Below are 23,902 nucleotides of genomic sequence, written 5' to 3' on the forward strand. Positions count from 1 at the left end.
GGATGGATTACTTCTCGTATCCCACGTTCTCCACCGGCGTGATGCCGAAGAGGTCGAGGCCCACGTAGGGCTCGGGCGTGAGGTTGGCGAGACCCTCCTTGACGGTCCAGATCTCCGGACCGTTGAGCACCGGGATGACACCCCAGGTCTTTGCGAAGATCTCGGACTCCATCTCCATGGCCTTCTTGGTCTGCTCGACCGGGTCGGAGATCGTCTCGAGCTCCTCGTGGATCATCTTGTCGATCTCCTCGGTGCCGGTGCCCGAGAGGTTCAGGCCGCTGTCCGAGCAGTACAGCTGGCAGAACCAGGCAGCACCGAACGGGTCGGACGACGTGAAGTTGAGGAAGAAGATGTCACCGTTCTGCGTGGTGTAGTCCTCAGCGAAGTCCGCGGACGGACGCTGGTCGATTACGACCTCGACACCGGCTTCCTTCAGCTGGGCCTGCACCGCGAGCGTGCGGGCACGAGCGGTCTCGGTGTCGGAGTGGTTCGGGAAGACGAGCGACAGGCGCTGGCCGTCCTTCTCGCGGATGCCGTCGGCACCGGCGACCCAGCCGGCCTCGTCGAGGAGCTTGTTGGCTCCTTCGACGTCGCCGTCCTTGCGGCCGGCCTCTTCCAGCGCGTTGATGTAGTCCGGCTGGAACGAGAACAGCGTGAGCGAGCCGGCAGGCTCCTCCGTGTAGTTCAGACCGTTGAAGACGATGTCCTTGACCTGCTCGATGCTGATCGCCTCGAACACGGCCTTGCGGACCTCGAGGTCCTCCAGCACGGGGTTGGTCGAGTTCAGCGTGAAGATCGCGTTCGCGGTGGCCTGACCCTTGTAGGTCTTGACGCCCTCGAGGCCCTCGACCTGTGCGAGCAGCTCGGCGCTGCCGGTCTCTGCCATGTCGACCTCGCCGTTGCGCAGGGCGTTGACTGCCGCGGTCGGCTCCATCTGGATGAAGGAGACCTTGTCGAGCAGCGGAGCGTTGCCCCACCACTTCTCGTTCGGGACGAGCGTGACGACGCCGCCGGTCTTGTCGAAGTTGTCGACCGTGTAGGGGCCAGCACCCCACTCGGGGTGCCAGTCGCCGAGGAAGGCGGTGTTGAAGAGCTCAGGCGTGTTGACTGCAGGGTGCAGCAGCTGCGAGTAGACCATCTCGGGCCAGGCGAACTCGCCCTTGAAGGTCACGACGACGTCGCGGTCGTTCTCGCCGGCCTCAACGGACTCGATCTCCTTCCAGCCGTCGGTCGCGTTCGGCTGGTACTCCTCGTTCTCGCCGCTGTTGGCTTCCCAGGTGGCCTTGAACGCGGTGACGTCGATAGGCGTGCCGTCGTTCCAGACGGCCTTCTCGTTGACCTTGAAGTGCAGGACGGTCTTGCCGTCTTCGACGCCGAAGGAGTAGTCGTCGAGATATGCGTCGTTCTTCTTGACGGTGCCGTCGGGATCCATGAGGAGGATCTGCGGGCGGAACCACGTCGCGATCTGGGTGACGCGAGCGTCGCCGTCGCTGTGGAAGTAGTTGAGCTGCTCGGCGATGTTCGAGACGGGGATGCGGAGCTCGCCGCCCTCTGCGAGGTTCTCGCGGGGCTGCGGGTTGTAGTCCGCGCCTTCGACCGTCTGAGCTTCGCCTTCGCCGCTGTCGCCGCCGCCGTTGCCTGCCGGTGCACACCCGCTCATGACGAGTGCGAAGGCGGCGCCGAGAGCAGCGATGCCCATCAGCTTCTGATGCCGTTTCATGGTACTCCTTAGTGCCTGTCGGCCTTACTTGGGGATAGGGGCAGACTAACCCCGCATATGGCGGGCGAAACCCCAGGGACACGGAACCGTTACCGGACTGTGCACATCGATGTACGGGTCAGCTGGCGGCGACTGCCTCGGCATCGAAGCCCTCGACGGGGAGGATGATCCGCTCGCGCGTGCGCTCGATGTCGGGGTCGGGAATCGGGATAGCCGACAGCAGCGCCTTCGTGTACGGATGCTGCGGATCGTCGAACACCTGATCGACGTCACCGTGCTCGACGAACGAGCCCTTGTACATCACGGCGACCCTGTCGGCGATGTGCCGCACGACCGCCAGGTCGTGCGCGACGAACAGGTACGACAGACCGAGCTTCGCCTTGAGTTCATCGAGCAGGTTGATCACGCCGGCCTGGATCGAGACGTCGAGCGCCGAGACAGGCTCGTCGAGGACCACGATCTTGGGGTTCGTCGAGAGCGCTCGGGCGATGCCGATGCGCTGACGCTGACCGCCCGAGAAGGCCTGCGGGAAGCGATCGCTGTGCGCGGGGTCGAGGCCGACGAGCCCCATGAGCTCCTCGACGCGGTCGAACACGTCGTCCTTGCTCATCCCGATCGCGAACATCGGCTCGGCGATGATGTCCCAGACCGTCATACGCGGGTCGAGTGCCCCCATCGGATCCTGGAACACGATCTGCAGGTCACGGCGGAGCTTGCGCTCCTCCGCACGGTTCTTGATGTCGGAGACGCTCGTGCCGCCGATCCTGATGTCGCCGTCCTCCTGCTCGACCAGGTCCATGATCTGCAGCAGCGTCGTGGTCTTGCCGCTGCCCGACTCGCCGACGATCGCGAGGGTCTCACCCTGGCGGATGTCGAAGCTGATGCCCTTGACGGCGTGCACCTCGCCGACCTTGCGCTTGAAGAAGGCGCCCTTCATCAGCGGGAAGATCTTGTTGAGGTTGACCGCCTCCAGCGTGATCGGACGATCCTGGCGCGGGACCTTTGCGAGCGTGCCCTCGGGGATCTCGGGGATCGGGAACACCGGCAGCCCGCCGATCTTCCCGTCGTCGTCGATGTCGTTCGCGCGGATGCAGGCGACCGAGTGATCGGTGTGCCCGCTCGTGGTTATCGGCAGCAGGTCGGGCTCACGCTCACGGCACGCATCGATCGCGATCGGGCAGCGCGCCGCGAACGGGCACGCATCCGGCAGGTTGATCAGCAGAGGGGGGTTGCCCTTGATCGGGATCAGCGGCACCTTCTCGGTCTTGTCGACGCGGGGGATGGCTCCGAGCAGGCCGATCGAGTACGGCATCCGGGTGCGGTAGAACAGCTCGCGCACCGGCGCATGTTCGACGGGCTTGCCCGCGTACATCACGAGCACATCGTCGGCGGTCTTCGCGACCACGCCCATGTCGTGCGTGATGATCATCATCGCGGCGCCGGTCTCCTCCTGCGCCTTCTCCATGAGCTCGAGGATCTGCGCCTGGATGGTGACGTCGAGCGCGGTGGTCGGCTCGTCGGCGATGATCAGCTTCGGATCGTTGGCCATGGCGATCGCGATCACGACGCGCTGACGCATGCCGCCCGAGAACTCGTGCGGGAACGCCTTCATCCGGCGCTCCGCCTCGGGGATCCCGACGAGCTTCAGCAGTTCGACCGAGCGGTCCCATGCCTCCTTCTTCGACAGTCGACGGTGCACCGTGAGCGCCTCGATCAGCTGGTCGCCGATCGTGAAGACGGGGGTGAGCGACGTCAGCGGATCCTGGAAGACCATGGCCATGCCGTTGCCGCGGATCACCGAGAGCTGCTTGTCGGACTTGCCGAGCAGCTCCTGGCCGTCGTAGATGATCGAACCGGTGACCTTGGCGTTGTCGTCGAGCAGGCCCATGATCGCGAGCGAGGTGACGGACTTGCCCGAGCCGGACTCGCCGACGATGCCGAGCGTCTTGCCCGCTTCGAGATCGAACGAGACGCCGCGCACGGCGTCGACGCGACCCGCTTCGGACGGGAAGCTGACCTTGAGGTCACGGACGGAAAGGACAGTACTCATGCGCGACCTCCAGCCGCCGAGGTCGGATCGAGGGCGTCGCGCAGACCGTCGGCGATGAGAGCCATCGAGACGGTGAGCAGCGTCAGCGCCGCCGCGGGGAAGTAGAACAGCCACGGAGCACTGACGAGCGTGCTCGAGCCGTAGCCGATGAGCGCGCCGAGTGACACGTCAGGCAGCTTCACACCGAACCCGAGGAACGACAGGGCGGTCTCGGTGAGAACCGCTGAGACGACGCCGAGGGTGAAGTTGATCACCAGCAGCGAGCCGATGTTCGGCAGCATGTGTCGGATCACGATCCGCATGCCCGACAGACCCGCGTAGCGTGCGGCGTGGACGTACTCGCGCTCGCGGATCGACAGCGACAGCGTCCAGATCACGCGCGCGGGGAAGAACCAGCCGACGACGAAGATCATCACGAGCGAGATCACGAGCCAGTTGCCTCCGGCGTCGTTCGAGATCATCGCGAGGATCAGGAAGTTCGGCACGACCATCATGAAGTGGATGATCGCGAGCATGATCCGCTCGTACCGACCGCCGAAGTAGGCGGCGGTGGCGCCGATGAGCGCGGAGACGACAGTGGTGCCGATGGCGACCAGCGCGGCGATCATCATGGAGCGCTGAAGACCCACGGCGACCTGGGCGAAGTTGTCGTTGCCCGATCCGTTCGTCCCGAACCAGTGCTCGGCCGACGGCCCCTTGCGCAGCGCGAGGAAGTCGAGGTCGGTGTGCGAATAGGGCGAGATCAGCGGGCCGACGATCGCGAACACCACCAGCAGGGCGAGGATGACGACGCCGATCAGCGCGCCGCGGTTGCGCATGAAGCGACGCGTGTAGAGCGTCAGCATCGAGGTGCGCTTGCGGTTCTTCGGCTTGTCTGCGATTTCGGGGGAGACCCCGATGCTGTCCAGAGCCATCAGCTCACCCGCACTCTCGGATCGAGGACGACCACGGCGATGTCGGCGAGGATCGCACCGATCGCCGTCATCAGGGCGCCGAACGCCGCGACCGCGACGACGCCGTGGATGTCGTTGTTGTTGAGGGTCTGGATGAAGTACCGACCCATCCCGTTCCAGTTGAAGATCGTCTCGGTCAGCACCGCGCCCGTGAAGACGGCCGGGATGGTGAACGCGACCTGCGTCGTCACGGGGATCAGCGATGTCCGCAGCGCGTGCTTGCGGATCGCCTGCTGCTTGGTCAGGCCCTTCGCCCGCGCGGTGCGCACGTAGTCGGCCTTGATGTTGTCGAGCAGCAGCGAGCGCTGCAGGAAGTGGATGCCCGCATAGCCCGTCAGCACGAGCGCCAGCGTGGGCAGCGTCAGATGCTGCAGCACGTCCACGAGAACGGGGAAGAAGCCCTCCACCCCCTGACTGGATGAACCCACCACGTAGAAGACGGTCGTGCCGACGGCGTTGTTGAAGTTGATCGCCAGCAGCACCAGAGCGAAGCCGGCGACGACGGTGGGGATGTTCATCGTGATGATGCTGGTGCCCTGACCGATGCGGTCAGCGAGCTTGTACTGCCGCGAGGCGGTGTACACGCCGAGGGCGATGCCGAGGATCGTCGTGATGATCGTCGCACCGAGGACGAGCTCGGCACTGATCCAGACGCGGTAGGCGACCTGCTCGTTGATCGACTCGCCCGTCGGGCTGAGCCCCCAGTTCCAGTGGAAGAAGATGTTGGAGAACCAGGTCCACCACCGCTCGATGAGAGGCACCGACTCGCTGAGGTTGCGAGGACCCAGCAGATTGTCGATCTGGTCGGCGGAGAGAGGAGGACGCCGTCCGACGTAGTTGTTCTCGGGGTCGAGGTACAGCCACGCGAGGAAGTACGTGATGTTCGTCGCGATGACGATCATCAGCACCCAACCCAGCAGGCGGCGCAACAGATACTTGATCAAGGTGATGATTCTTTCTCTTTTACAGACGCACGCGGGATCCGCCGACGCAACGCTGAGCCGGGAAGACAGTCAATCACCATCAGCCGATCTGCGCGACACGACGCCTCCACTTGGTCTGTGACGGAGTCTTGTCGCTCACGGGATCCGGTGTCACGGATGGCTCCCGGGCAACCTCGGCAGAATATCACCGGATCGGACGAAGTGAGCATTAGTCGCGCCTCACCGTAGAATCGTCAGGACATGTCACCACGCGCCCTCACTCCGCTTCAGCCTGCCGCGACGCCTTCGGTGCAGATCCGCAATTTCTGCATCATCGCGCACATCGACCACGGCAAGTCGACGCTCGCCGACCGCATGCTCCAGATCACCGGCGTGGTCTCGGATCGAGACATGCGCGCGCAGTACCTCGACCGCATGGACATCGAGCGCGAGCGCGGCATCACGATCAAGAGCCAGGCCGTGCGGATGCCGTGGGAGATCGATGGCGAGACGTTCGCGCTCAACATGATCGACACTCCCGGCCACGTCGACTTCACCTATGAGGTGTCACGCTCTCTCGCCGCCTGCGAGGGCGCCATCCTGCTCGTCGACGCCGCGCAGGGCATCGAGGCTCAGACTCTCGCGAACCTCTACCTGGCGCTCGAGAACGACCTGCACATCATCCCGGTGCTGAACAAGATCGACCTGCCGGCAGCTGACCCCGAGAAGTACGCGAAGGAGCTCGCCTCCCTGATCGGCGGCAAGCCCGAAGACGTCCTGCGCGTCTCCGGCAAGACCGGTGTGGGCGTCGAGGAACTGCTCGATCGCCTGGTCAAGGAGATCCCGGCACCTGTCGGCGACGCCGACGCGCCTGCCCGAGCTATGATCTTCGACTCCGTCTACGACGCCTACCGCGGTGTCGTCACTTACGTACGCATGATCGACGGCAGCCTGTCGCCCCGCGAGCGCATCCAGATGATGTCCACGGGCGCGACCCACGAGGCGCTCGAAGTCGGCGTGTCGAGCCCCGAGCCCGTGCCCTCGAAGGGCCTGGGTGTCGGCGAGGTCGGCTACCTCATCACCGGTGTGAAGGATGTCCGCCTGTCGAAGGTCGGCGACACCGTGACCACGGCACGGAAACCCTCGACCCAGGCGCTTCCGGGATACACGGATCCGAAGCCCATGGTCTTCTCGGGCATCTATCCGATCGACGGCAGCGACTACGCCGACCTTCGCGAGGCGCTCGACAAGCTGAAGCTCTCCGACGCCTCGCTCCAGTACGAGCCGGAGACCTCGGTCGCCCTCGGATTCGGGTTCCGCTGCGGATTCCTCGGACTCCTGCACCTCGAGATCATCACCGAGCGTCTCGAACGCGAGTTCGGCCTCGATCTCATCACGACCGCGCCGAGCGTGATCTACGAGGTCCTCACCAGCGACACGGGTGAGACGGTGACGGTGACCAACCCGAGCGAGTACCCCGACGGGCGCATCGGCTCGGTGTCGGAGCCGATGGTCAAGACAGCGATCCTCCTGCCGAAGGACTACGTGGGCACCGTGATGGAGCTCTGCCAGTCCCGCCGAGGGACGCTGCTGGGCATGGAGTACTTCTCCGAGGAGCGCGTAGAGCTGCGCTACACGATGCCGCTCGGCGAGATCGTCTTCGATTTCTTCGATCAGCTCAAGTCCAAGACGCAGGGCTACGCGTCGCTCGACTACGAGCCCGCCGGACAGCAGGAAGCGGACCTCGTGAAGGTCGACATCCTGCTGCAGGGTGACAAGGTCGATGCGTTCAGCTCGATCGTGCACCGCGACAAGGCCTACGCGTACGGGACACTGATGACGGAGCGTCTGCGCAAGCTGATCCCTCGCCAGAACTTCGAGGTGCCGATCCAGGCCGCCATCGGCGCCAGGATCATCGCCCGCGAGACGATCCGCGCACTGCGCAAGGACGTGCTCGCCAAGTGCTACGGCGGTGACATCAGCCGAAAGCGCAAACTCCTCGAGAAGCAGAAGGAGGGCAAGAAGCGCATGAAGATGGTCGGTCGGGTCGAGGTCCCGCAGGAGGCGTTCATCGCCGCGCTCTCCGGCGACGTCGAGGGCAAGGACAAGAAGTAGAGTCCCACGAGCCGGGCATCGTCGGCGCGTGGGGGTGATCGTCCAGGGAACGGGAAGTAGGCTGGAACTCATGCGGCGCGGGACTTTCCGAGACGACACGGTTGACTATGCGGCCGTGGGTGCAACCCACGCGCCCGATCTGATGCAGTACCCACCGGAGCGCAGCATCCCGGCGGAGAACTCCTGGCGGATCGGCAGCGGCTTCGAGCGCTTCCAGTCTGCGGGAGAGGCACTGCTCACCTGGACGGCGCAGCGCGCCTCAGGGCTCAGCGTCGAAGACGTGCGTCCTGCTCCGGGTCCCGCCTACGCGGGCGTGAGCTTCGATGCAGAGGGCACTCCGATCGCACCGAGCAAGCACGATGTCGAACAGCGCTTCGATGCAGAGGGCACTCCGTTCGCGGGCCCGGGGATGACCCTGCGCCTGCACGGCCGGGTCGCCGGCATGCGAGCGGACGCCGAGCTTCGCGTGATCTCCGTGACCGAGGAGAAGCGCCGCATCGGTTTCGTGCTCGGCACCGTCGGCGGGTCCGTGGTGCGGGGCGAGGAGTCCTTCGACATCGACTGGCGTGAGGACAACGACGAGGTCTGGTTCTCCGTGCGAGCGTTCGACGCGCCGAACTCGCTGCTCTACCGCGTCATCCCGCCTCTCGTGAAGCGCCGTCGCCGCGAGCTGTTCGCACGCTATCTGCGAGCGATCTCGCCGCTCTACGCGACTCCGGTCTGATGGCCGCACTTCTCTGATGGCCGGCCCGCTTCCCCTCGGCGATCCGGCACCGGCCGACGGCCGTCTGCCCTCCGATCTGTCGATCGACGCCGATGTGCCCTTCTCCGCGTACCTGCACGTCCCGTTCTGTCGGGTGCGCTGCGGCTACTGCGACTTCAACACCTACACCTCGGGAGAGCTCCGCGGCGCGAAGCAAGAGGATTACGCCTCGACGCTGATCACGGAGATCGACCTCGCCAGGCGAGTGCTCGCGGATGCCGGCACGCTGCGCCCCATGGACACGGTGTTCTTCGGCGGTGGCACGCCGACTTTGCTGCCGGCGGGTGACCTCGCCCGGATGCTCGATGCCGCGACAGACGCGTTCGGGCTCGTCGACGGCGCCGAGGTCTCGGTGGAAGCCAACCCCGATACGGTGACGCCCGAGGTGGTTCGAACCCTTGCGGATGCCGGGGTCACGCGGCTGTCGATCGGCATGCAGTCGGCGGTTCCCCATGTGCTCGCAGCTCTCGATCGCACGCATCGGCCGGAGAACGTGACGACCGCTGTCGCAGCGGCCAAGGATGCGGGTCTCGCAGTCAGCGTCGACCTGATCTACGGAGCTCCGGGGGAGTCGCTGGCGGACTGGGAGGCGTCGCTCGATGCGGCTCTGTCGCTCGACTCGGACCATATCTCGGCCTATGCGCTGATCATCGAGGACGGCACCAAGCTCGCCCGTCAGATCCGGCGGGGCGAGGTGCCAGCGCCCGACGACGACCTGCAGGCCGACATGTACGAGCTCGCCGACGCGCGTCTCGCGGCGGCGGGCTTCGACTGGTACGAGATCAGCAACTGGTCTCGCAGCGTGGATCAGCGCTCGCGACACAACCTCGCGTACTGGCGGGGCACCGACTGGTGGGGGTTCGGTCCCGGCGCGCACAGTCATGTCGCTGGCCTTCGTTGGTGGAACGTCAAGCATCCGGCCGCCTACGCTCAGCGCCTCGCGGCCTCGGAGTCTCCGGCAGCCGGCACCGAGCGCCCTGATGAGGAGTCCGCGATGCTGGAGCGGGTCCTCCTGCTCAGCCGCATCCGCGAGGGGATCGCGGTCGCCGACCTGCGACCGGACAAGCGCCCCCGTGTCGCCGGCCTGATTGCGGACGGCCTCGTCGACCCCGCCGCCGCAGTGCGCGGACGAGTTCAGCTCACTCTGCGCGGTCGTCTGCTCGCTGACGCCGTCGTGCGCGAACTCACCGACTGAGCAGAGAGAGAATCGACTGAGCAGAGACGCGCGTTACGGAAGCAGGTCGAGCGCTTCCGTCCGACGCTGCGGCACCGTGGTGCTGTCGGTGTCGAACAGACGCGTGTTCCGCTCCGTGCCGAAGACCGGCCATCCGGGATCGCCGGTCTTGATGAAGGAGATCCAGGCGGCATGCATCTCGTCGGCGAGTCGCTGTGGTGCATCGGCACCCGCGAGGCGCTGCGCCTCGGGGTCGCCGAGCCGATCGAAGACGAAGCCCAGCTCGAGCGCGTGCGCGGCACGCAGGTCGCGAACCGGACTCCGCCACGCGAACTCGTAGACGTAGGTCGGCGCCGTGCGCGCTCTGGCGAGCGTGGTCAGTGGCCCTCGCAGCATGATGTCGGTCGCGAGCTGGCCGAAGATCTCGCCCGTGGTCGCGCCGGGGAAGGCTGACCGGTAGGCGGCCACCGCTCGGCGGGGGATCCGCAGGGCGAGTCGTCCGAGCAGCAGTTTCATCCTGCTGATCCCTGCGAGCATGGCAGGCGGGAACCAGAGCCGGTACTCGTCGGTGTTGCTCCCGATCAGGAGCGGCACATCGGCGCCGGCGAGGACCTCGTGCGGTGACCGGGGCAGAGACCCGGCATCCACCGCGAACTGGAACCCGGGGGCGCCACCGAGCGGAGACGACCCTGCGGCCTGTTGGCGCCGTGCCTCCAGCAGCCGCTCGGAGGAGACCGCGGCGAAACCCGCTCGGTCGGCTGCGACGCCGAGCCGCTTCGCCAGCTGGGCGGTCACGCGGCCGGCCTTCTTCTCGGTCTGCGCTGTGAGAGGCCCGGACTCGATGATGGCCCGCGCGATCTGCGCCCGAGACGACTCGTTCGCAAGGAGTCCCGCGACGATAGCTCCGCCTGCGGACTCGCCCATGGCCGTGATCTGCCCGGGGTCTCCGCCGAACGAGGCGATTTCCCTGTGCACCCAGGAGAGGCCCGCCGCGGCATCCTGCAATCCGAGGTTTCGGGGAGCGCCCTCGAGCACGGAGAATCCTTCAGAGCCGAGACGGTAGTTGATCGAGGCGAAGACGATCCCGGCGCGTGCGAAGCCGGCGCCGTCGTACAGCGGCAGCGCCGCGGTGCCCCGTTCGAGAGCGCCGCCGTGGATCCAGAGGACGACCGGGGCACGGTCGGCATCCTTCGGGGCCCAGATGTTGACGGAGAGGATGTCGTCGCCGGGTATCTCGACCGAGCCCAGCAGATCGCCGATTGCACCGGGGTACGGAAGCTGGGGCGCGGTCGGCCCGAATGCCGTGGCATCTCGGATTCCGTCCCAGGGCGGTGCCGTCTGAGGCTCGCGGAAGCGGTTGGGTCCGAAAGGCGCCGCCGCATACGGGATGCCGAGGAACCGGCGGACGCCGTCGACCACCTCGCCGCGCACGATTCCGGTGGACACGGCGACCTGTGGGGCGACACTCATGGGCTCATCGTATGGCGATCAGCATGTGGTCGGCGTCGGCGGGTAGAATTGGCACTCGTAGCCAGTGAGTGCCAAAGGGAGGGAGTTGCGATGGTCAGCGAAAGAGGCCTCCAGGTTCTCCGCGCGATCGTGCAGGACTACGTCGAGACTCACGAGCCCGTCGGCAGCAGATCGATCGTCGATCGCTACTCGTTCGGGGTGTCGGCCGCGACCATCCGCAACGATATGGCCCTTCTCGAAGACGAAGAGCTGATCGCCGCCCCGCACACCTCTTCCGGCCGAGTCCCCACCGACAAGGGGTATCGCGTCTTCGTCGACCACCTCGCGCAGCTGCGGCCGCTCTCGGTCGCGCAGCGCACGGCGATCGAGTCGTTCCTCACCGCTCCCTCCGACCTCGACGACCTGATGGTGCGCACCGTTCGGGTGTTGACCCAGCTCACCGGCCAGGTCGCGCTCGCGCAGTACCCCTCGTTCGCCCGGGCGCATCTGACACACCTCGAACTCGTCGCGCTCGCGCCGAATCGACTTCTCATCGTGCTCGTCACCGATGCGGGGGGAGTCTCGCAGCGCATCGCCCCGTTGCCCGTCGACGTCGATGACGCCGACATGGCCGTGCTCCGTGCACGCCTGTCGGCCCTGATCACCGGGCGGGCGGTGAGTGATGCGGCTGAGCGTCTGCAGACCCTGCTCACCGACGATGAGCACTCGCAAGACACGGTGCTCCGCGCACTCGCGACCATCGTCATCGACGAACTCGGCGCGTTCCGCCAGGAGCGTCTGGTGATGGCGGGCGCGGCGACCCTGGCTCGGCGCGAGCAGGACTTCCGAGGCAGCATCCATCCCATCCTCGAGGCGATCGAGGAGCAGGTGACGCTCCTGCGCCTGATGAGCGAGATGGAGGCCGACTCGCACGGCCTCGCAGCCAGCATCGGCACCGAGAACGCGTCTTTCGGACTCGGTGAGGCGTCGATCGTCGCCAGCAACTACGCCGCCCCGAGCGGCACGGCGCGCGTCGGCGTGATGGGGCCGACCCGCATGGACTATCCGAGCAATCTCGCGGCGGCACGGGCTGTGGCCCGCTACCTGTCGCGGATGCTCGATGAAGACGAGGCGGCCCGCTGACGCGGCCGCCCAGATGACAGCACACGCAGAAGGGCCATTGTGGCAGACCACTACGAGGTACTCGGCGTCTCTCGCGACGCCTCCACGGACGAGATCAAGAAGGCGTATCGACGCCTCGCCCGTCAGCTCCACCCCGACGTGAACCCGGGTGAAGACGCTGCTGAGCGGTTCAAGCTCGTGACGCACGCGTACGACGTGCTGAGCGACGACGACTCCCGTCGCCGCTACGACATGGGTGGGGGAGACGGAGCGGCGAACGACTTCGGCGGCTTCGGCGGCTTCGGAGACATCTTCGAGACGTTCTTCGGTGCAGGTCAGGGCGGCGGGCGCGGAGCGCGTCCGCGTTCGCGGCGCGAGCGCGGCCAGGACGCGCTCGTTCGCGTGACCCTCGATCTCGGCGACGTCGTCTTCGGCGCGCATCGCGACATCGAGGTCGACACGGCCGTGCTGTGCGAGACGTGCAACGGTTCGTGCTGCCAGGAGGGCACGTCGCCCGTCACCTGCGACATCTGCGGCGGTTCCGGCCACGTTCAGCGTCAGGTGCGGAGCCTGCTCGGCAACGTCGTGACGTCTCAGCCCTGCGGCACCTGCGAAGGCTACGGCACGACCATCCCGTACCCGTGCGGCACCTGCGGCGGTCAGGGACGAGTGCGCTCGCGCCGCACCGTCTCCCTCGACATCCCCGCCGGCGTCGAGACCGGACTCCGTCTGCAGCTCCCGGGGTCGGGAGAGGTCGGCAAGGCCGGTGGCCCGAACGGCGACCTGTACGTCGAGGTCACCGTCAACCCGCATCCCTCGTTCAGCCGTGACGGCGACGACCTGCTCGCGACGCTCGAGGTGTCGATGCCGGATGCCGTCCTCGGCACCGAGACCACCATTCAGGGGCTCGACGGCGAGGTCGATCTCGAGATCCGCTCGGGCGTTCAGTCGGGCGACGTCCTGACCATCAAGGGCCGCGGCATCACTCCGCTGCGGGGAAACCAGCGCGGCGATCTGCGGGTCGGCGTGCAGGTGGTCACCCCGACGAAGCTGGACTCGGCGCAGCGCGCGCTGATCGAGGACTTCGCGAAGAAGACTAAGGCGCCGGGCCCGCAGCTGGCGCAGTTCCAGCAGGGACTGTTCTCGAAGCTCCGCGACCGCTTCCGTTCTCACTGATCCGGACGGCGTTCATGGCACTCCACTTCCTCGTCGAGAACTCGGCGGATTCCGCGGTCGGTGACCTCGTCTCGCTCACCGGTGCCGAGGCGAAGCACGCAGCGGTGGTCCGCAGGATCCGCGTCGGTGAGGCGGTCACGGTCGGCGACGGCTCAGGGGTGTGGCTCACCGGCGTCGCCGAAGAGGTGTCGCCGTCTCGCGTCGAGGTGCGCGTGTCGGCCCGCTCGGAAGAACCCGCACCGAACCCGCGGATCATCCTCGCGCAGGCCCTGGCCAAGGGGGACCGCGACGAGCTGGCGGTGCAGGCGGCGTGCGAGCTCGGGGTCGATGAGATCATTCCGTGGCAGGCCAGCCGCAGCGTGTCGCGCTGGGAAGGGCCGAAGGCCGTGAAGGGACGCGAACGCTGGTCGACGATCGTCCGAGAGGCCGCCAAGCAGGCACACCGCGCCTGGGTTCCCGAGGTCTCGCCTCCGGTGACGACTGCAGGTCTCGCGTCACGCGCATCGTCTCAGCGCCTACTCTTGCTCGACCCGAGCGCATCGACGCGGTTGTCCGATCTCGAGCCGGACGGGCGCGACCTCGTGCTGGTCGTCGGCCCGGAGGGCGGCATCTCCGACGACGAACTCAGGAAGCTCTCCGACGCCGGCGCCGAACGGGTGCTCCTCGGCAAGACGGTACTGCGCACCTCCACGGCGGGTCCTGCCGCCATCGCCGTGCTGTCGGTGGCGCTCGGCCGCTGGTGAACACGGCTACGGACCCGGTCATGCTCCGGTCAGTAGACTGAGAGCATGTCCGAGCCCTCGATCTTCACGCGCATTCTCAACGGTGACATCCCCGGTGAGATCCTGCTCGACACCGGCCGGGTGTTCGCGATCCGCGACATCAACCCGCAGGCGCCGCTGCACGCCCTCGTGATCCCGAAGACCGAGGACTACCGAGACGTCACCGAGCTCGCTCAGGGCGACCCGGGGCTTCTCGCCGAGATGGTCGCCGCAGCCAAGCAGCTCGCGGCAGAGCATGCCAACGGCGAGTACCGTCTCATCTTCAACAACGGCGCGAGCGCCGCCCAATCCGTCTTCCACGTGCACGCCCATGTGCTCGGCGATATCGAGGAGAACAAGCTCGTTGGCTTCTGACGAAAACGACCCTGCCACCGCATCCGACACCGCTGTCGAGAAGATCTATGCCGACGGCGTCGCCATGGTGCAGCTGCTCGGCCCGCAGGACCGCCTGCTGCGGATGCTCGAGAAGGAGCACCGCGACGTGCAGGTGCTCGTGCGCGGCAACGAGATCACTCTCACCGGCTCGGCGGATGCCGTAGCCAAGGCGAAGAACCTCGTCGACGAGCTGATGACCATGACGAAGGCCGGCCACGACCTCGCTCCGAGCGACGTCACGAGTTCGGCGCGCCTGCTGCGCAACGACGGAGGACCGCGCCCGAGCGAGGTGCTCGGCGAGGCGATCCTGTCGACCCGCGGCAAGGTCATCCGACCGAAGACCCTGGGCCAGAAGGAGTACGTCGACGCGATCGAGGAGAACACGATCGTGTTCGGCATCGGTCCCGCCGGAACAGGCAAGACCTACCTGGCGATGGCGAAAGCCGTCCAGGCGCTGCAGCGCAAGGAGGTCACACGGATCATCCTGACGCGCCCCGCCGTCGAAGCGGGAGAGCGGCTCGGCTTCCTCCCCGGCACTCTGACCGACAAGATCGACCCGTATCTGCGCCCGCTCTACGACGCGCTCAACGAGATGATGGACCCCGAGATCGTCCCGCGCCTGATGGCGACGGGGACCATCGAGGTCGCGCCGCTCGCGTACATGCGCGGCCGCACCCTGAACGACTCGTTCGTGGTTCTCGACGAGGCGCAGAACACGACGCCCGAGCAGATGAAGATGTTCCTCACGCGTCTCGGCTTCGGCTCGAAGATGGTCGTCACCGGCGACATCACCCAGGTCGACCTCCCGCAGGGATCCTCGGGGCTCCGCCTGGTGACCAGGGTGCTCGACGGCATCGACGACATCCACTTCGCGCGACTCACGAGCGACGACGTCGTGCGGCACTCGCTCGTCGGTCGCATCGTCGACGCCTACAGCGAATACGACGAGCGCCGCACGGCTCAGCGCTTCGAGCGGGAGCAGGCGGCGGAGTTCGCCAATCGCGCCGAGCGGCGGGGCGCGCAGAGACCAGGACCCCGCGACCGTACGCCGAAACGAGGACTCTCATGATCGAGATCAACAACGAGTCGGCGATCGATGTCGACGAGACCGTGCTGCAGCGCCTGACCGACTTCAACCTGGCGCAGATGCACGTGAGCCCGGATGCCGAGGTCGCGATCGTCCTCGTCGACGAGGCCGCGATGGAGGCCCTCCACGTGCAGTGGATGGACGAGCCCGGTCCCACGGACGTGCTCAGCTTCCCGATGGACGAGCTGCGTCCCGGCACCGAAGATCGCCCCACGGCCCCAGGACTGCTCGGAGACATCGTCCTCTGCCCTCAGGTCGCTGAGGCGCAGGCGCAGGCGGCCGGTCATACGCTGATGGATGAGCTGATCCTGCTCACCACGCACGGACTGCTGCACCTCCTCGGTTTCGACCACGCCGAGCCCGAAGAGGAGCGCGAGATGTTCGGACTGCAGAAGGAGCTCATCCAGGGCTTCGCCGCGGCTGAACGTCGACGATGACCGCCGCTCTCCTGCTCGCAGGCGCAGTCCTGCTCGTCGCGTTCGGCGGCCTCATGGCGGCCATCGACGCCGCCTTCGGGGTCACGTCGCGCTCCGACATCGAGGAGATGGGCGCCGAGGGGCGCAACGGTCCTCAGCTGGTGCGGATCGCGGCCGACCCGGACGCACACGTCAACGCCGTCGCGTTCATCCGCGTGCTCGCCGAGACAGCCGCCGCCGTGCTCGTCACGGTCGCGTTCAGCATCCTGTTCGACAACATCTGGTGGGCGATGCTCGCCGCGGCCCTGCTTATGACGGGCATCAGCTTCGTGCTGGTGGGGGCGAGTCCTCGCTCCTTCGGCCGACACCACGCAGAGGGCATGCTCCGCGCGAATGCACGGATCGTCCGCGGGCTGCGCATCATCCTCGGACCGCTCGCCGAGGGACTGGTGGTGCTAGGCAACCGGGTGACCCCAGGACGCGGCCGCAGCTCGTTCACCTCCGAGGAGCAACTGCTCAGCATGGTCGACGAGGCCGCCTCGAACGACCTGATCGAGGCTGATGATCGCGACCTCATCCACTCGGTGTTCGACTTCACCGATCAGTTCGTACGCGCGGTGATGGTGCCGCGCACCGAGATGGTGACGGTCGACGCGACCGCGACGACGAGCGAGGCCATGACGCTGTTCCTGCAGCGTGGTGTGTCGCGCATGCCGGTCGTCGATGACGACGCCGATGACGTCGTCGGAGTGCTGTATCTGAAGGACCTCGTGCTGTTCGCCTTCCGTGATGAGAACGCGTGGCGCACCGCGTCCATCCGTCCGATTTCGCGGCCTGCGACCTTCGTGCCCGAGTCCATGCGTGCCGAGACGCTGCTGCAGCAGATGAAGCGCGACGCCGTGCACGTGTGCCTCGTGATCGACGAGCACGGCGGCATCTCCGGTCTCGTGACACTCGAGGACCTCATCGAGGAACTCGTGGGCGAGATCTCCGACGAGTACGATCAGGTATCGGCTGAAGTCGTCGAACTCGGCGACGGACGCTACCGCGTGAGCTCCCGACTCTCGCTGGAGGACGTCGGCGATCTGTTCGGCCTCGAACTCGAGGACGAGGACGTGGACTCCATCGGCGGTCTGCTGGGCAAGGCCCTCGGCCAGGTCCCGCAACCGGGATCCACAGCGACGGTGGAGGGGCTGACCCTCACCGGCGGCGCGTCTCGAGGGCGAGGTCGCGGAATCGCGACCGTGTTCGTCGAACGCGTGGCACACGACGCGGGAGACGCCGCAGATGAGAGAGACGGAAACGATGACTGAGCAGACGCGGAGCGGGTTCGTGACCTTCGTGGGGCGGCCGAACGTCGGAAAGTCCACTCTCACGAACGCGCTGGTGGGCGAGAAGATCGCGATCACCAGCGAGAAGCCGCAGACGACCCGACGGGCCATCCGCGGGATCGTGAACCGACCCCAGGGACAGCTCGTCATCGTCGACACACCTGGCATCCACAAGCCGCGGACGCTTCTGGGTGAGCGCTTGAACGACCTCGTCGAGCAGGTGCTCGGCGACGTCGACGTGATCGGCTTCTGCGTGCCGGCGACCGAGAAGGTCGGACCGGGCGATCGCCGCATAGCAGCCTCGCTCGACGGGTACCGTCGTGCCAAGAAGATCGCCATCGTCACGAAGACGGATGCTGCAGGGCGCGACGAGATCACCGAACGGCTCATCGAGGTCGACGCGCTGCGCGAGGACTGGGACGCTGTCATCCCGATCTCTGCCCTCACGAACGACCAGCTCGAGGTTCTCGCAGACGAGGTCCTCGCTCTCATGCCGATAGGGCCCGCGCTCTACGGCGAAGGGGTGACGACCGATGAGTCGGAGGAGGATCGCATCGCCGAGATGATCCGCGAGGCGGCGCTCGACGGTGTCCGTGACGAGCTTCCGCACTCGATCGCAGTCATGATCGACGACATCGCTCCCCGTGAGGGCACCGACCTGACCGATGTGCATGCGTCGATCGTGGTGGAGCGCGACAGCCAGAAGGCGATCATCATCGGCCACAAGGGCAAGCGTCTGGCTGACGTCGGACGCCGTGCCCGAGTGGGCATCGAAGAGCTCCTCGGCACGAGGGTCTTCCTGGGTCTGCACGTCAAGGTCGCGAAGGAATGGCAGCGCGACCCGAAGCAGCTCGGACGCCTCGGCTTCTGACATGCGACACCGAGACGCGACGCGGATCGGGTGCTCCAGCGGACGAGAGAGATGAGCGTCCGCGGTGAGAACCGCGAGACCCAGAGGAACGAAGCCTTCACTCGGCTCTTCGACGCCAACTGGGCAGCGGTCAGACATCATGTCGAGGGTGTCGTCGAAGACCCCGCGGAGGTCACCGAGATCGTCTCGGAGATCTTTCTCGCGGCGTGGTCCCGACTCATCCCGACGAAGCCGATGGATCGGATCTGGTTGATCCGCGCGGCGGATCGGGTTCTCAGCGGCCGATCGGCGCGGTCGACCCTGAGGCGCACGGCCATCGATGCCGTGCATGGCGGGGTGTCGGGTGACGAAGCGCCGCCTGATCTGACCATGCGTGCCAGGGTTCTCGCAGCACTGGGAGCCCTCAGCGGGCGTGAGCGGCGTATCATCATGCTGAAGTACTGGGATGGGCTCGCAGTGGGGGAGATCGCTGAGTTGCTGCGCAGCCCGCGTGTCCGAGTGCGGAGGAAGCTGTTGCGCGCTCAAGTGAAGCTGCGCGCGGAGCTCGGACTGGAGGGGCGGGGGGATCATGTCGACTGACGACGCGCTGCTCGAACGTGTCCTCACGCAGGCCGATCCTGCCAGGACACCACGCGATGCGAAGCCGGACGCCGCGGCAGAGTGGACTCGAGACCGGATCATCCGCACCGCCGCGAAGCCTCGGCCTCGACGCAGGCGCGCTCTGGGGTGGGCCTCGGGTGTCGTGATGGCGGCCGCGGCGGCGGTCGTCGCCGTCGCCGTCCTGGTTCCACAGGGTGCGGCGGTCGCAGGCTCGCCCGCACCGCTGGACTTCTCGGGTGGTGAGAGCACTGCTGCGACGTTGGACACGGCGCGGTCGACGCTGAGCGCGACGCCGGGCCCCGCCGAGCCGGAGCGCGTCGTGCGGTCGGCGACCTGGGGACTCGACATCAACGGCAGCACCGGAGCGACGAAGGTCGTCCCGCAGCTCACCACTCTTCGCTGGGAGCCCGACCTCTCGGGGCGGATGGTCTCGGTGAGGGGGGTGCCGTACGACCCCACGGACGCGTCCGCGAACATCGGCGCTGAGATCAGCAGCTCGGGTGAGGTCACCGTCGATCTGTCGATCGAGCCCGGCCAGTTGGGGACCCCCGTTCCCGACGTCTTCGGCGACTCCCGTGAGGAGGTGTCCGCCGTTCTCACCGCGTTCGGGATGCCGACGGATCCGACGGGCTCCGAGGTCGTCGCCGCCGCGACAGCGGTGCTCGAGTATTGGACCCTCACGAACGCCCAGGAGTCGCAGGTGCTCGATGTCCTCGCGGATGCGGACGGGGTGGAGGCGCTCGGCACCACGACCGACCGCCTGGGACGACAGGTCGCAGGACTGCGAGTGATCACGTCGGACGGCGCTGCGAGTGACGTCGTGCTCCTGTCCCTCGACACGGGGAGGATCGTCGGTGTCGAGCGGACCAACCTCATCGCGAACGACCTGATAGCCGGTGGCGCGATCATCTCGTACACGATGTGGGACGTCGATGAGGAACTCGTGAGATGAGATCACGGAGCATACTTCCCGCCGTGGCCGCCGGTCTCCTCGCGGCCCTCATGCTCGGGGGTCCTGCAGTCGCGGCCCCTGCGGTGGACGACGGGGATCGCATCGCACCGCTGATCCTCGAGGTGATGGCAGAGGTCCCTGGCGGAGTCGTCGTCGACTCGCGGCACGCCGTCTGGCCCGAGCTGGGCATGGAGCTCGTCGTCGGTGCTCACGTCCGAGCCGTGTCTATTGCCGCCGTGGGCAGCTGCACGACGGGTCTGGTGTGCGTTTATACCGGAACGGCGCTCACCGGGGCACGGTTGAGTTGGAGCACGTGTGGCATCCTCGCGATCCCGACATCCTTCCCGGTGAGGTCGCTGGCGGACGCGCGCTCGGGGGGATTCGCGCAGGCGCGCAACGGCGCGACGGTGCTGGCCACCGCCCCCGCGGGAGGCTGGACCAACGTCAACGGAACCTCGACCAACGTCCGCTGCGTGCTCTGAGGATAGAGTCACGGCATGACACTCGCACAGCACTGGATCGCATCGTCCTGGGGTGCCCCTGACACGTGGGAGTTCGTCGAGTACGAGGTTCCTCGCCCCGGCCCCGGCGAGGTCACGATCCGCGTCCGCGCGGCGGGTGTGAACCCGGCAGACGCGAAGCATGTCGCGTCCGCCCGCTCAGGGGCGCAGCTCCCGGTGCCGATCGGCTACGAGGTCTCGGGCAGGATCAGCGCGATCGGGGCGGACACCCGTGTCGGATCCGGTGAGGCGGCGGTGGGTGACGAGGTCATCGCCTTCCGCGTCCGCGGGGGATACGCGACCGAGCTGACCGTCCCCGCCGCGAAGGTCTTCGCGAAGCCGACGACTCTCTCGCACCCGGAGGCGGCGAACCTGCTGTTGGCCGGCACCACGGCGGCTGAGATGCTCTGGGTCACCGGCGCTGCACCTGGCGAGACGATCCTGCTGCACGGCGCATCAGGCGCGGTCGGCGTGAGCCTGCTGCAGCAGGCCGCGCTGAGAGGAATCCGGGTGATCGGCACGGCGAGTGCTGAGCGTTTCGATGTCGTCCGTCGATTCGGGGGAGTCCCCGTGCCTTACGGTCCCGGTCTGACGGAGCGGGTCAGAGAGGCTGCCGGAGCGGCAGGCGTGTCGGCTGCCCTCGACGCCGTCGGCACGCAGGAGGCCATCGATGTCTCTCTGGGGCTCGTAGGGGACCGCTCGCGGATCGTCACGATCGCCGCCTCCGCGAGGGCAGACTCCGACGGCATCCTCGCGATAGCCGGTTCGATGCCCGCGAGCGCCCGCTTCCGCGACGGTGTTCGTGGTGAGCTCATCGCGCTCGCACAGAATGGAGACCTCGTCGTTCCGGTCGCGCGCACCTTCCCGCTGGAAGACGCGCCTGCCGCGCTCTCGCTGCTCGCCGGCGGCCACCCCGGCGGCAAGCTCGCGCTCATCCCGTCGTCCTAGTCGATCTCGCGCAGAGCTGACGTCACGATGACGACTCCGTCGCCGTACGCCTGATCCACCGCATCCTGCAGCGTGCCGTCATCCCAGACGACATTCACCCAGACATAGCCACGCTCGATCCAGAGCGAGAGGGCATCGAGGCCCAACGAGGCCGAGAGCTCGTCCTGCACGCGGATGAGATCTGCCTCGGAGCTCGTGCCGTCGACACCGCCTGCTGGGTCCTCCGGCCGGACGGGATCGTAGAGCGCGAGCATGATGGGCGGGTCGGTGACGGTGTAGCGCTCACCGTCGAAGGTGCCGTAGACGGCGTAGCTGCCCCAGGTGGTGTCGGCACTGGTCTCACTGCCGTCGACACCTTCCCACGTCCAGTCCTCGAGCGGGATCCCCGAGCACTGGGGTGGGTACGACTCGGCGACGCCCCCGAGACACAGCTGAGCTTCACCGGCGACGTCCAGAACCGTGCCGGTGCCGATGACGCGTCCTTCCGGAGGCGCCACATTCGCGGCCTCCCACGCGGGCGGTCCCGAGCTCGGGGGTGCGGGCGAGGAGCCGGGGCCGGTGGAACACGCGGCGAGACCGAGCACGCCCAGGAGGGCTGCTGCTGCGAGAAGCATGCGACTGCGCGATGTGCTCATACCTGACAGTGTCTCGTGTCGGTCGATCGTCTCAGCGGCGAGTCAGACGGCTTCTGCATCCCTGCTACCATGGCCGCATGCCTTTCGGCGGTCTGCTTCTTCTTAGCTGCCGCGACGAGTCCTAAAGCTAGGGCCTTCCTCGTCGCGGCGCTTGTGTTGGCCCGTTCACATTTCTGACGAAGAGAAGAAGCCCCATCATGCAGAACACTCAGCGCCCGTCCGCGATGCCGATCCACAAGTACCGGCCGTATCACGAGCAGATCTCCGTCCACCTGCCCGACCGCACGTGGCCTGACGCCCGCATCACCGAGGCTCCCCGTTGGTGCGCAGTCGATCTCCGCGACGGAAACCAGGCGCTCATCGACCCGATGTCTCCCGAGCGCAAGCGCGTCATGTTCGAGCTGCTCGTCAGCATGGGCTACAAGGAGATCGAGGTCGGGTTCCCCTCGGCCAGCCAGACCGATTTCGACTTCGTCCGTCAGCTCATCGAAGAGAACCTGATTCCGGATGACGTCACGATCCAGGTGCTGACCCAGGCGCGTGAGCACCTGATCGCCCGCACCTACGAGTCGATCGCCGGCGCGAAGCAGGCGATCGTGCACCTTTACAACTCGACGAGCGTGCTGCAGCGTGAGGTCGTGTTCCGCACCGACAAGCAGGGCATCATCGACATCGCCCTCGAGGGTGCGCGCCTGTGCCGTCAGTACGAGAAGACGATTCCCGACACCAAGGTCTACTACGAGTACTCGCCCGAGAGCTACACGGGCACCGAGCTCGAGTTCGCCGTCGATGTCTGCAACCAGGTGATCGAGGTCTTCGAGCCGACTCCCGATCGCAAGGTCATCATCAACCTGCCCGCGACCGTCGAGATGGCCTCGCCGAACGTCTACGCAGACTCGATCGAGTGGATGAGCCGCAACCTCGCTCACCGCGAGAACGTCATCCTGTCGCTGCACCCGCACAACGACCGCGGCACTGCGATCGCGGCCGCCGAGCTCGGGTACATGGCCGGCGCCGACCGCATCGAAGGCTGCCTGTTCGGCAACGGCGAGCGCACCGGCAACGTCGACATCGTGGCGCTGGGCATCAATCTCTTCACGCAGGGCATCGACCCCCAGATCGACTTCAGCGACATCGACCAGGTCAAGCGCACGGTCGAGTACTGCAACCAGCTGCCGGTGCCCGAGCGCAGCCCGTGGGCCGGCGATCTGGTCTTCACCGCGTTCAGCGGATCGCACCAGGACGCGATCAAGAAGGGCTTCGAGGCGATGGCCGCCCGGGCCGAGGCCGAGGGTGTCACGGTCGACGACATCGAGTGGGCCGTGCCGTACCTGCCGGTCGACCCGAAGGACCTCGGCCGTTCGTACGAAGCCGTGATCCGCGTCAACTCGCAGTCGGGCAAGGGAGGTGTCGCTTACCTGCTCAAGGCCGACCACGCGATCGACCTGCCGCGCAAGCTGCAGATCGAGTTCTCGGGTGTCGTCCAGACCAAGACCGATGCCGAGGGCGGCGAGGTCACCAGCGAGCAGATCTGGTCGATCTTCAACGACGAATACCTGCCGGCGGCCGATGAGGCAGCCAAGTGGGGCCGCTTCGAGCTGCTGGCCACACAGACCCGCAGCGACATGTCGGGCGACGTCGTGCTCGACGTCGTCCTGCGCGACGACGATCAGCAGGTGGCGGTCTCCGGCAACGGCAACGGTCCGGTTGCGGCGTTCGTCGAAGTGCTGCGCGGTCAGGGCTTCGACATCACGGTCTACGACTACGTCGAGCACGCTCTCAGCGCCGGTGGCGACGCGCAGGCCGCGGCCTACGTCGAGCTGCAGGTCGGCGACCAGCGGCTGTGGGGCGTCGGCATCGACGGCGACATCTCGACCGCATCGCTCAAGGCGATCGTCTCGGGCGTGAACCGCTCGATCCGCACGCGTCAGCAGGAGCTCGCGGCGGTCTGACCTCGGTG

General features: G+C 66.9%; 22 protein-coding genes. 16 read left to right on the forward strand and 6 right to left on the reverse strand.

The window, feature by feature from the left end:
* Positions 1-7 precede the first annotated feature (7 nt).
* The 4 genes from ACLKOY_RS01205 to ACLKOY_RS01220 all read right to left on the reverse strand — a co-directional run bounded on the left by ACLKOY_RS01205 (position 8) and on the right by ACLKOY_RS01220 (position 5,667).
* The gene (locus tag ACLKOY_RS01205) at positions 8-1,720 is read right to left on the reverse strand and encodes an ABC transporter family substrate-binding protein (RefSeq protein WP_436452086.1); all 1,713 of its coding nucleotides are present in this window, start codon (positions 1,718-1,720) and stop codon (positions 8-10) included.
* Positions 1,721-1,838: 118 nt separating this feature from the next.
* Positions 1,839-3,770 (reverse strand): ABC transporter ATP-binding protein, encoded by a 1,932-nt coding sequence (locus ACLKOY_RS01210; protein WP_436452087.1) that lies wholly within the window; start codon positions 3,768-3,770, stop codon positions 1,839-1,841.
* The gene (locus ACLKOY_RS01215; RefSeq protein ID WP_436452088.1) at positions 3,767-4,684 is read right to left on the reverse strand and encodes an ABC transporter permease; all 918 of its coding nucleotides are present in this window, start codon (positions 4,682-4,684) and stop codon (positions 3,767-3,769) included. The genes ACLKOY_RS01210 and ACLKOY_RS01215 overlap by 4 nt, the downstream gene beginning before the upstream one ends.
* Positions 4,684-5,667 (reverse strand): ABC transporter permease, encoded by a 984-nt coding sequence (locus tag ACLKOY_RS01220; RefSeq protein WP_436452089.1) that lies wholly within the window; start codon positions 5,665-5,667, stop codon positions 4,684-4,686. The genes ACLKOY_RS01215 and ACLKOY_RS01220 overlap by 1 nt, the downstream gene beginning before the upstream one ends.
* A 240-nt stretch (positions 5,668-5,907) precedes the next feature.
* Between ACLKOY_RS01220 and lepA the strand changes: the two genes are divergently transcribed.
* The 3 genes from lepA (at position 5,908) to hemW (ending at position 9,719) form a co-directional block, all read left to right on the forward strand.
* Complete coding sequence (gene lepA / locus ACLKOY_RS01225; RefSeq protein WP_363570021.1) at positions 5,908-7,761, forward strand: translation elongation factor 4; 1,854 nt, start codon at positions 5,908-5,910, stop codon at positions 7,759-7,761.
* 70 nt (positions 7,762-7,831) lie between these two features.
* Complete coding sequence (locus tag ACLKOY_RS01230) at positions 7,832-8,485, forward strand: DUF1990 family protein (protein WP_363570023.1); 654 nt, start codon at positions 7,832-7,834, stop codon at positions 8,483-8,485.
* Positions 8,486-8,501: 16 nt separating this feature from the next.
* A complete protein-coding gene (gene hemW, locus ACLKOY_RS01235; RefSeq protein WP_436452090.1) occupies positions 8,502-9,719 on the forward strand; it encodes a radical SAM family heme chaperone HemW in 1,218 nt (405 codons plus the stop codon).
* A gap of 33 nt (positions 9,720-9,752) precedes the next feature.
* On the opposite strand, the gene ACLKOY_RS01240 is transcribed toward hemW, so the two are convergent.
* Positions 9,753-11,168 (reverse strand): carboxylesterase/lipase family protein, encoded by a 1,416-nt coding sequence (locus ACLKOY_RS01240; RefSeq protein ID WP_436452091.1) that lies wholly within the window; start codon positions 11,166-11,168, stop codon positions 9,753-9,755.
* 90 nt (positions 11,169-11,258) lie between these two features.
* On the opposite strand from ACLKOY_RS01240, the gene hrcA reads away from it, so the two are divergent.
* Genes hrcA through ACLKOY_RS01300 form a run of 12 tightly spaced genes read left to right on the forward strand, consistent with a single transcriptional unit; the run spans position 11,259 to position 21,307 of the window.
* A complete protein-coding gene (gene hrcA / locus ACLKOY_RS01245) occupies positions 11,259-12,290 on the forward strand; it encodes a heat-inducible transcriptional repressor HrcA (RefSeq protein ID WP_436452092.1) in 1,032 nt (343 codons plus the stop codon).
* 39 nt (positions 12,291-12,329) lie between these two features.
* On the forward strand, positions 12,330-13,445 hold the full coding sequence (dnaJ, locus tag ACLKOY_RS01250; protein WP_140037326.1) for a molecular chaperone DnaJ: 1,116 nt from the start codon (positions 12,330-12,332) through the stop codon (positions 13,443-13,445).
* Between the two features lie 14 nt (positions 13,446-13,459).
* The gene (locus ACLKOY_RS01255; RefSeq protein ID WP_436452093.1) at positions 13,460-14,188 is read left to right on the forward strand and encodes a 16S rRNA (uracil(1498)-N(3))-methyltransferase; all 729 of its coding nucleotides are present in this window, start codon (positions 13,460-13,462) and stop codon (positions 14,186-14,188) included.
* A gap of 45 nt (positions 14,189-14,233) precedes the next feature.
* Positions 14,234-14,581, forward strand: coding sequence for an HIT domain-containing protein (locus tag ACLKOY_RS01260; protein WP_140037324.1), 348 nt, complete (start codon positions 14,234-14,236; stop codon positions 14,579-14,581).
* Positions 14,538-15,671 (forward strand): PhoH family protein, encoded by a 1,134-nt coding sequence (locus ACLKOY_RS01265; protein WP_375137370.1) that lies wholly within the window; start codon positions 14,538-14,540, stop codon positions 15,669-15,671. Before ACLKOY_RS01260 ends, ACLKOY_RS01265 begins: the two co-directional genes overlap by 44 nt.
* Entirely contained in the window at positions 15,668-16,126 is a 459-nt protein-coding gene (gene ybeY, locus ACLKOY_RS01270; protein ID WP_140037322.1) for an rRNA maturation RNase YbeY, read from the forward strand. Before ACLKOY_RS01265 ends, ybeY begins: the two co-directional genes overlap by 4 nt.
* Positions 16,123-17,418: a hemolysin family protein gene (locus ACLKOY_RS01275; protein ID WP_436452094.1), complete on the forward strand. Its 1,296-nt coding sequence runs from the start codon at positions 16,123-16,125 to the stop codon at positions 17,416-17,418. Before ybeY ends, ACLKOY_RS01275 begins: the two co-directional genes overlap by 4 nt.
* On the forward strand, positions 17,411-18,307 hold the full coding sequence (gene era, locus ACLKOY_RS01280; RefSeq protein WP_436452095.1) for a GTPase Era: 897 nt from the start codon (positions 17,411-17,413) through the stop codon (positions 18,305-18,307). Before ACLKOY_RS01275 ends, era begins: the two co-directional genes overlap by 8 nt.
* Before the next feature lie 51 nt (positions 18,308-18,358).
* Positions 18,359-18,886 carry an RNA polymerase sigma factor gene (locus ACLKOY_RS01285; protein ID WP_436452097.1) on the forward strand — a complete coding sequence of 176 codons (528 nt, stop codon included), beginning with the start codon at positions 18,359-18,361 and terminating at the stop codon, positions 18,884-18,886.
* Complete coding sequence (locus ACLKOY_RS01290; protein WP_436452098.1) at positions 18,876-19,859, forward strand: hypothetical protein; 984 nt, start codon at positions 18,876-18,878, stop codon at positions 19,857-19,859. The genes ACLKOY_RS01285 and ACLKOY_RS01290 overlap by 11 nt, the downstream gene beginning before the upstream one ends.
* Positions 19,860-19,882: 23 nt before the next feature.
* On the forward strand, positions 19,883-20,341 hold the full coding sequence (locus ACLKOY_RS01295) for a hypothetical protein (RefSeq protein WP_436452100.1): 459 nt from the start codon (positions 19,883-19,885) through the stop codon (positions 20,339-20,341).
* A 15-nt stretch (positions 20,342-20,356) separates the two neighbouring features.
* Positions 20,357-21,307, forward strand: coding sequence for a quinone oxidoreductase family protein (locus ACLKOY_RS01300; RefSeq protein WP_436452102.1), 951 nt, complete (start codon positions 20,357-20,359; stop codon positions 21,305-21,307).
* Here the strand turns inward: ACLKOY_RS01300 and ACLKOY_RS01305 are convergent.
* A complete protein-coding gene (locus tag ACLKOY_RS01305; RefSeq protein WP_436452103.1) occupies positions 21,304-21,942 on the reverse strand; it encodes a hypothetical protein in 639 nt (212 codons plus the stop codon). The genes ACLKOY_RS01300 and ACLKOY_RS01305 overlap by 4 nt on opposite strands.
* Positions 21,943-22,139: 197 nt before the next feature.
* Between ACLKOY_RS01305 and leuA the strand changes: the two genes are divergently transcribed.
* Positions 22,140-23,894, forward strand: a complete 1,755-nt coding sequence (gene leuA / locus ACLKOY_RS01310) for a 2-isopropylmalate synthase (RefSeq protein WP_436452104.1) — start codon at positions 22,140-22,142, stop codon at positions 23,892-23,894.
* Positions 23,895-23,902: the final 8 nt, after the last annotated feature.

Source organism: Microbacterium sp. K2, assembly GCF_051365005.1.
Taxonomy (GTDB): Bacteria; Actinomycetota; Actinomycetes; order Actinomycetales; family Microbacteriaceae; genus Microbacterium; species Microbacterium foliorum_B.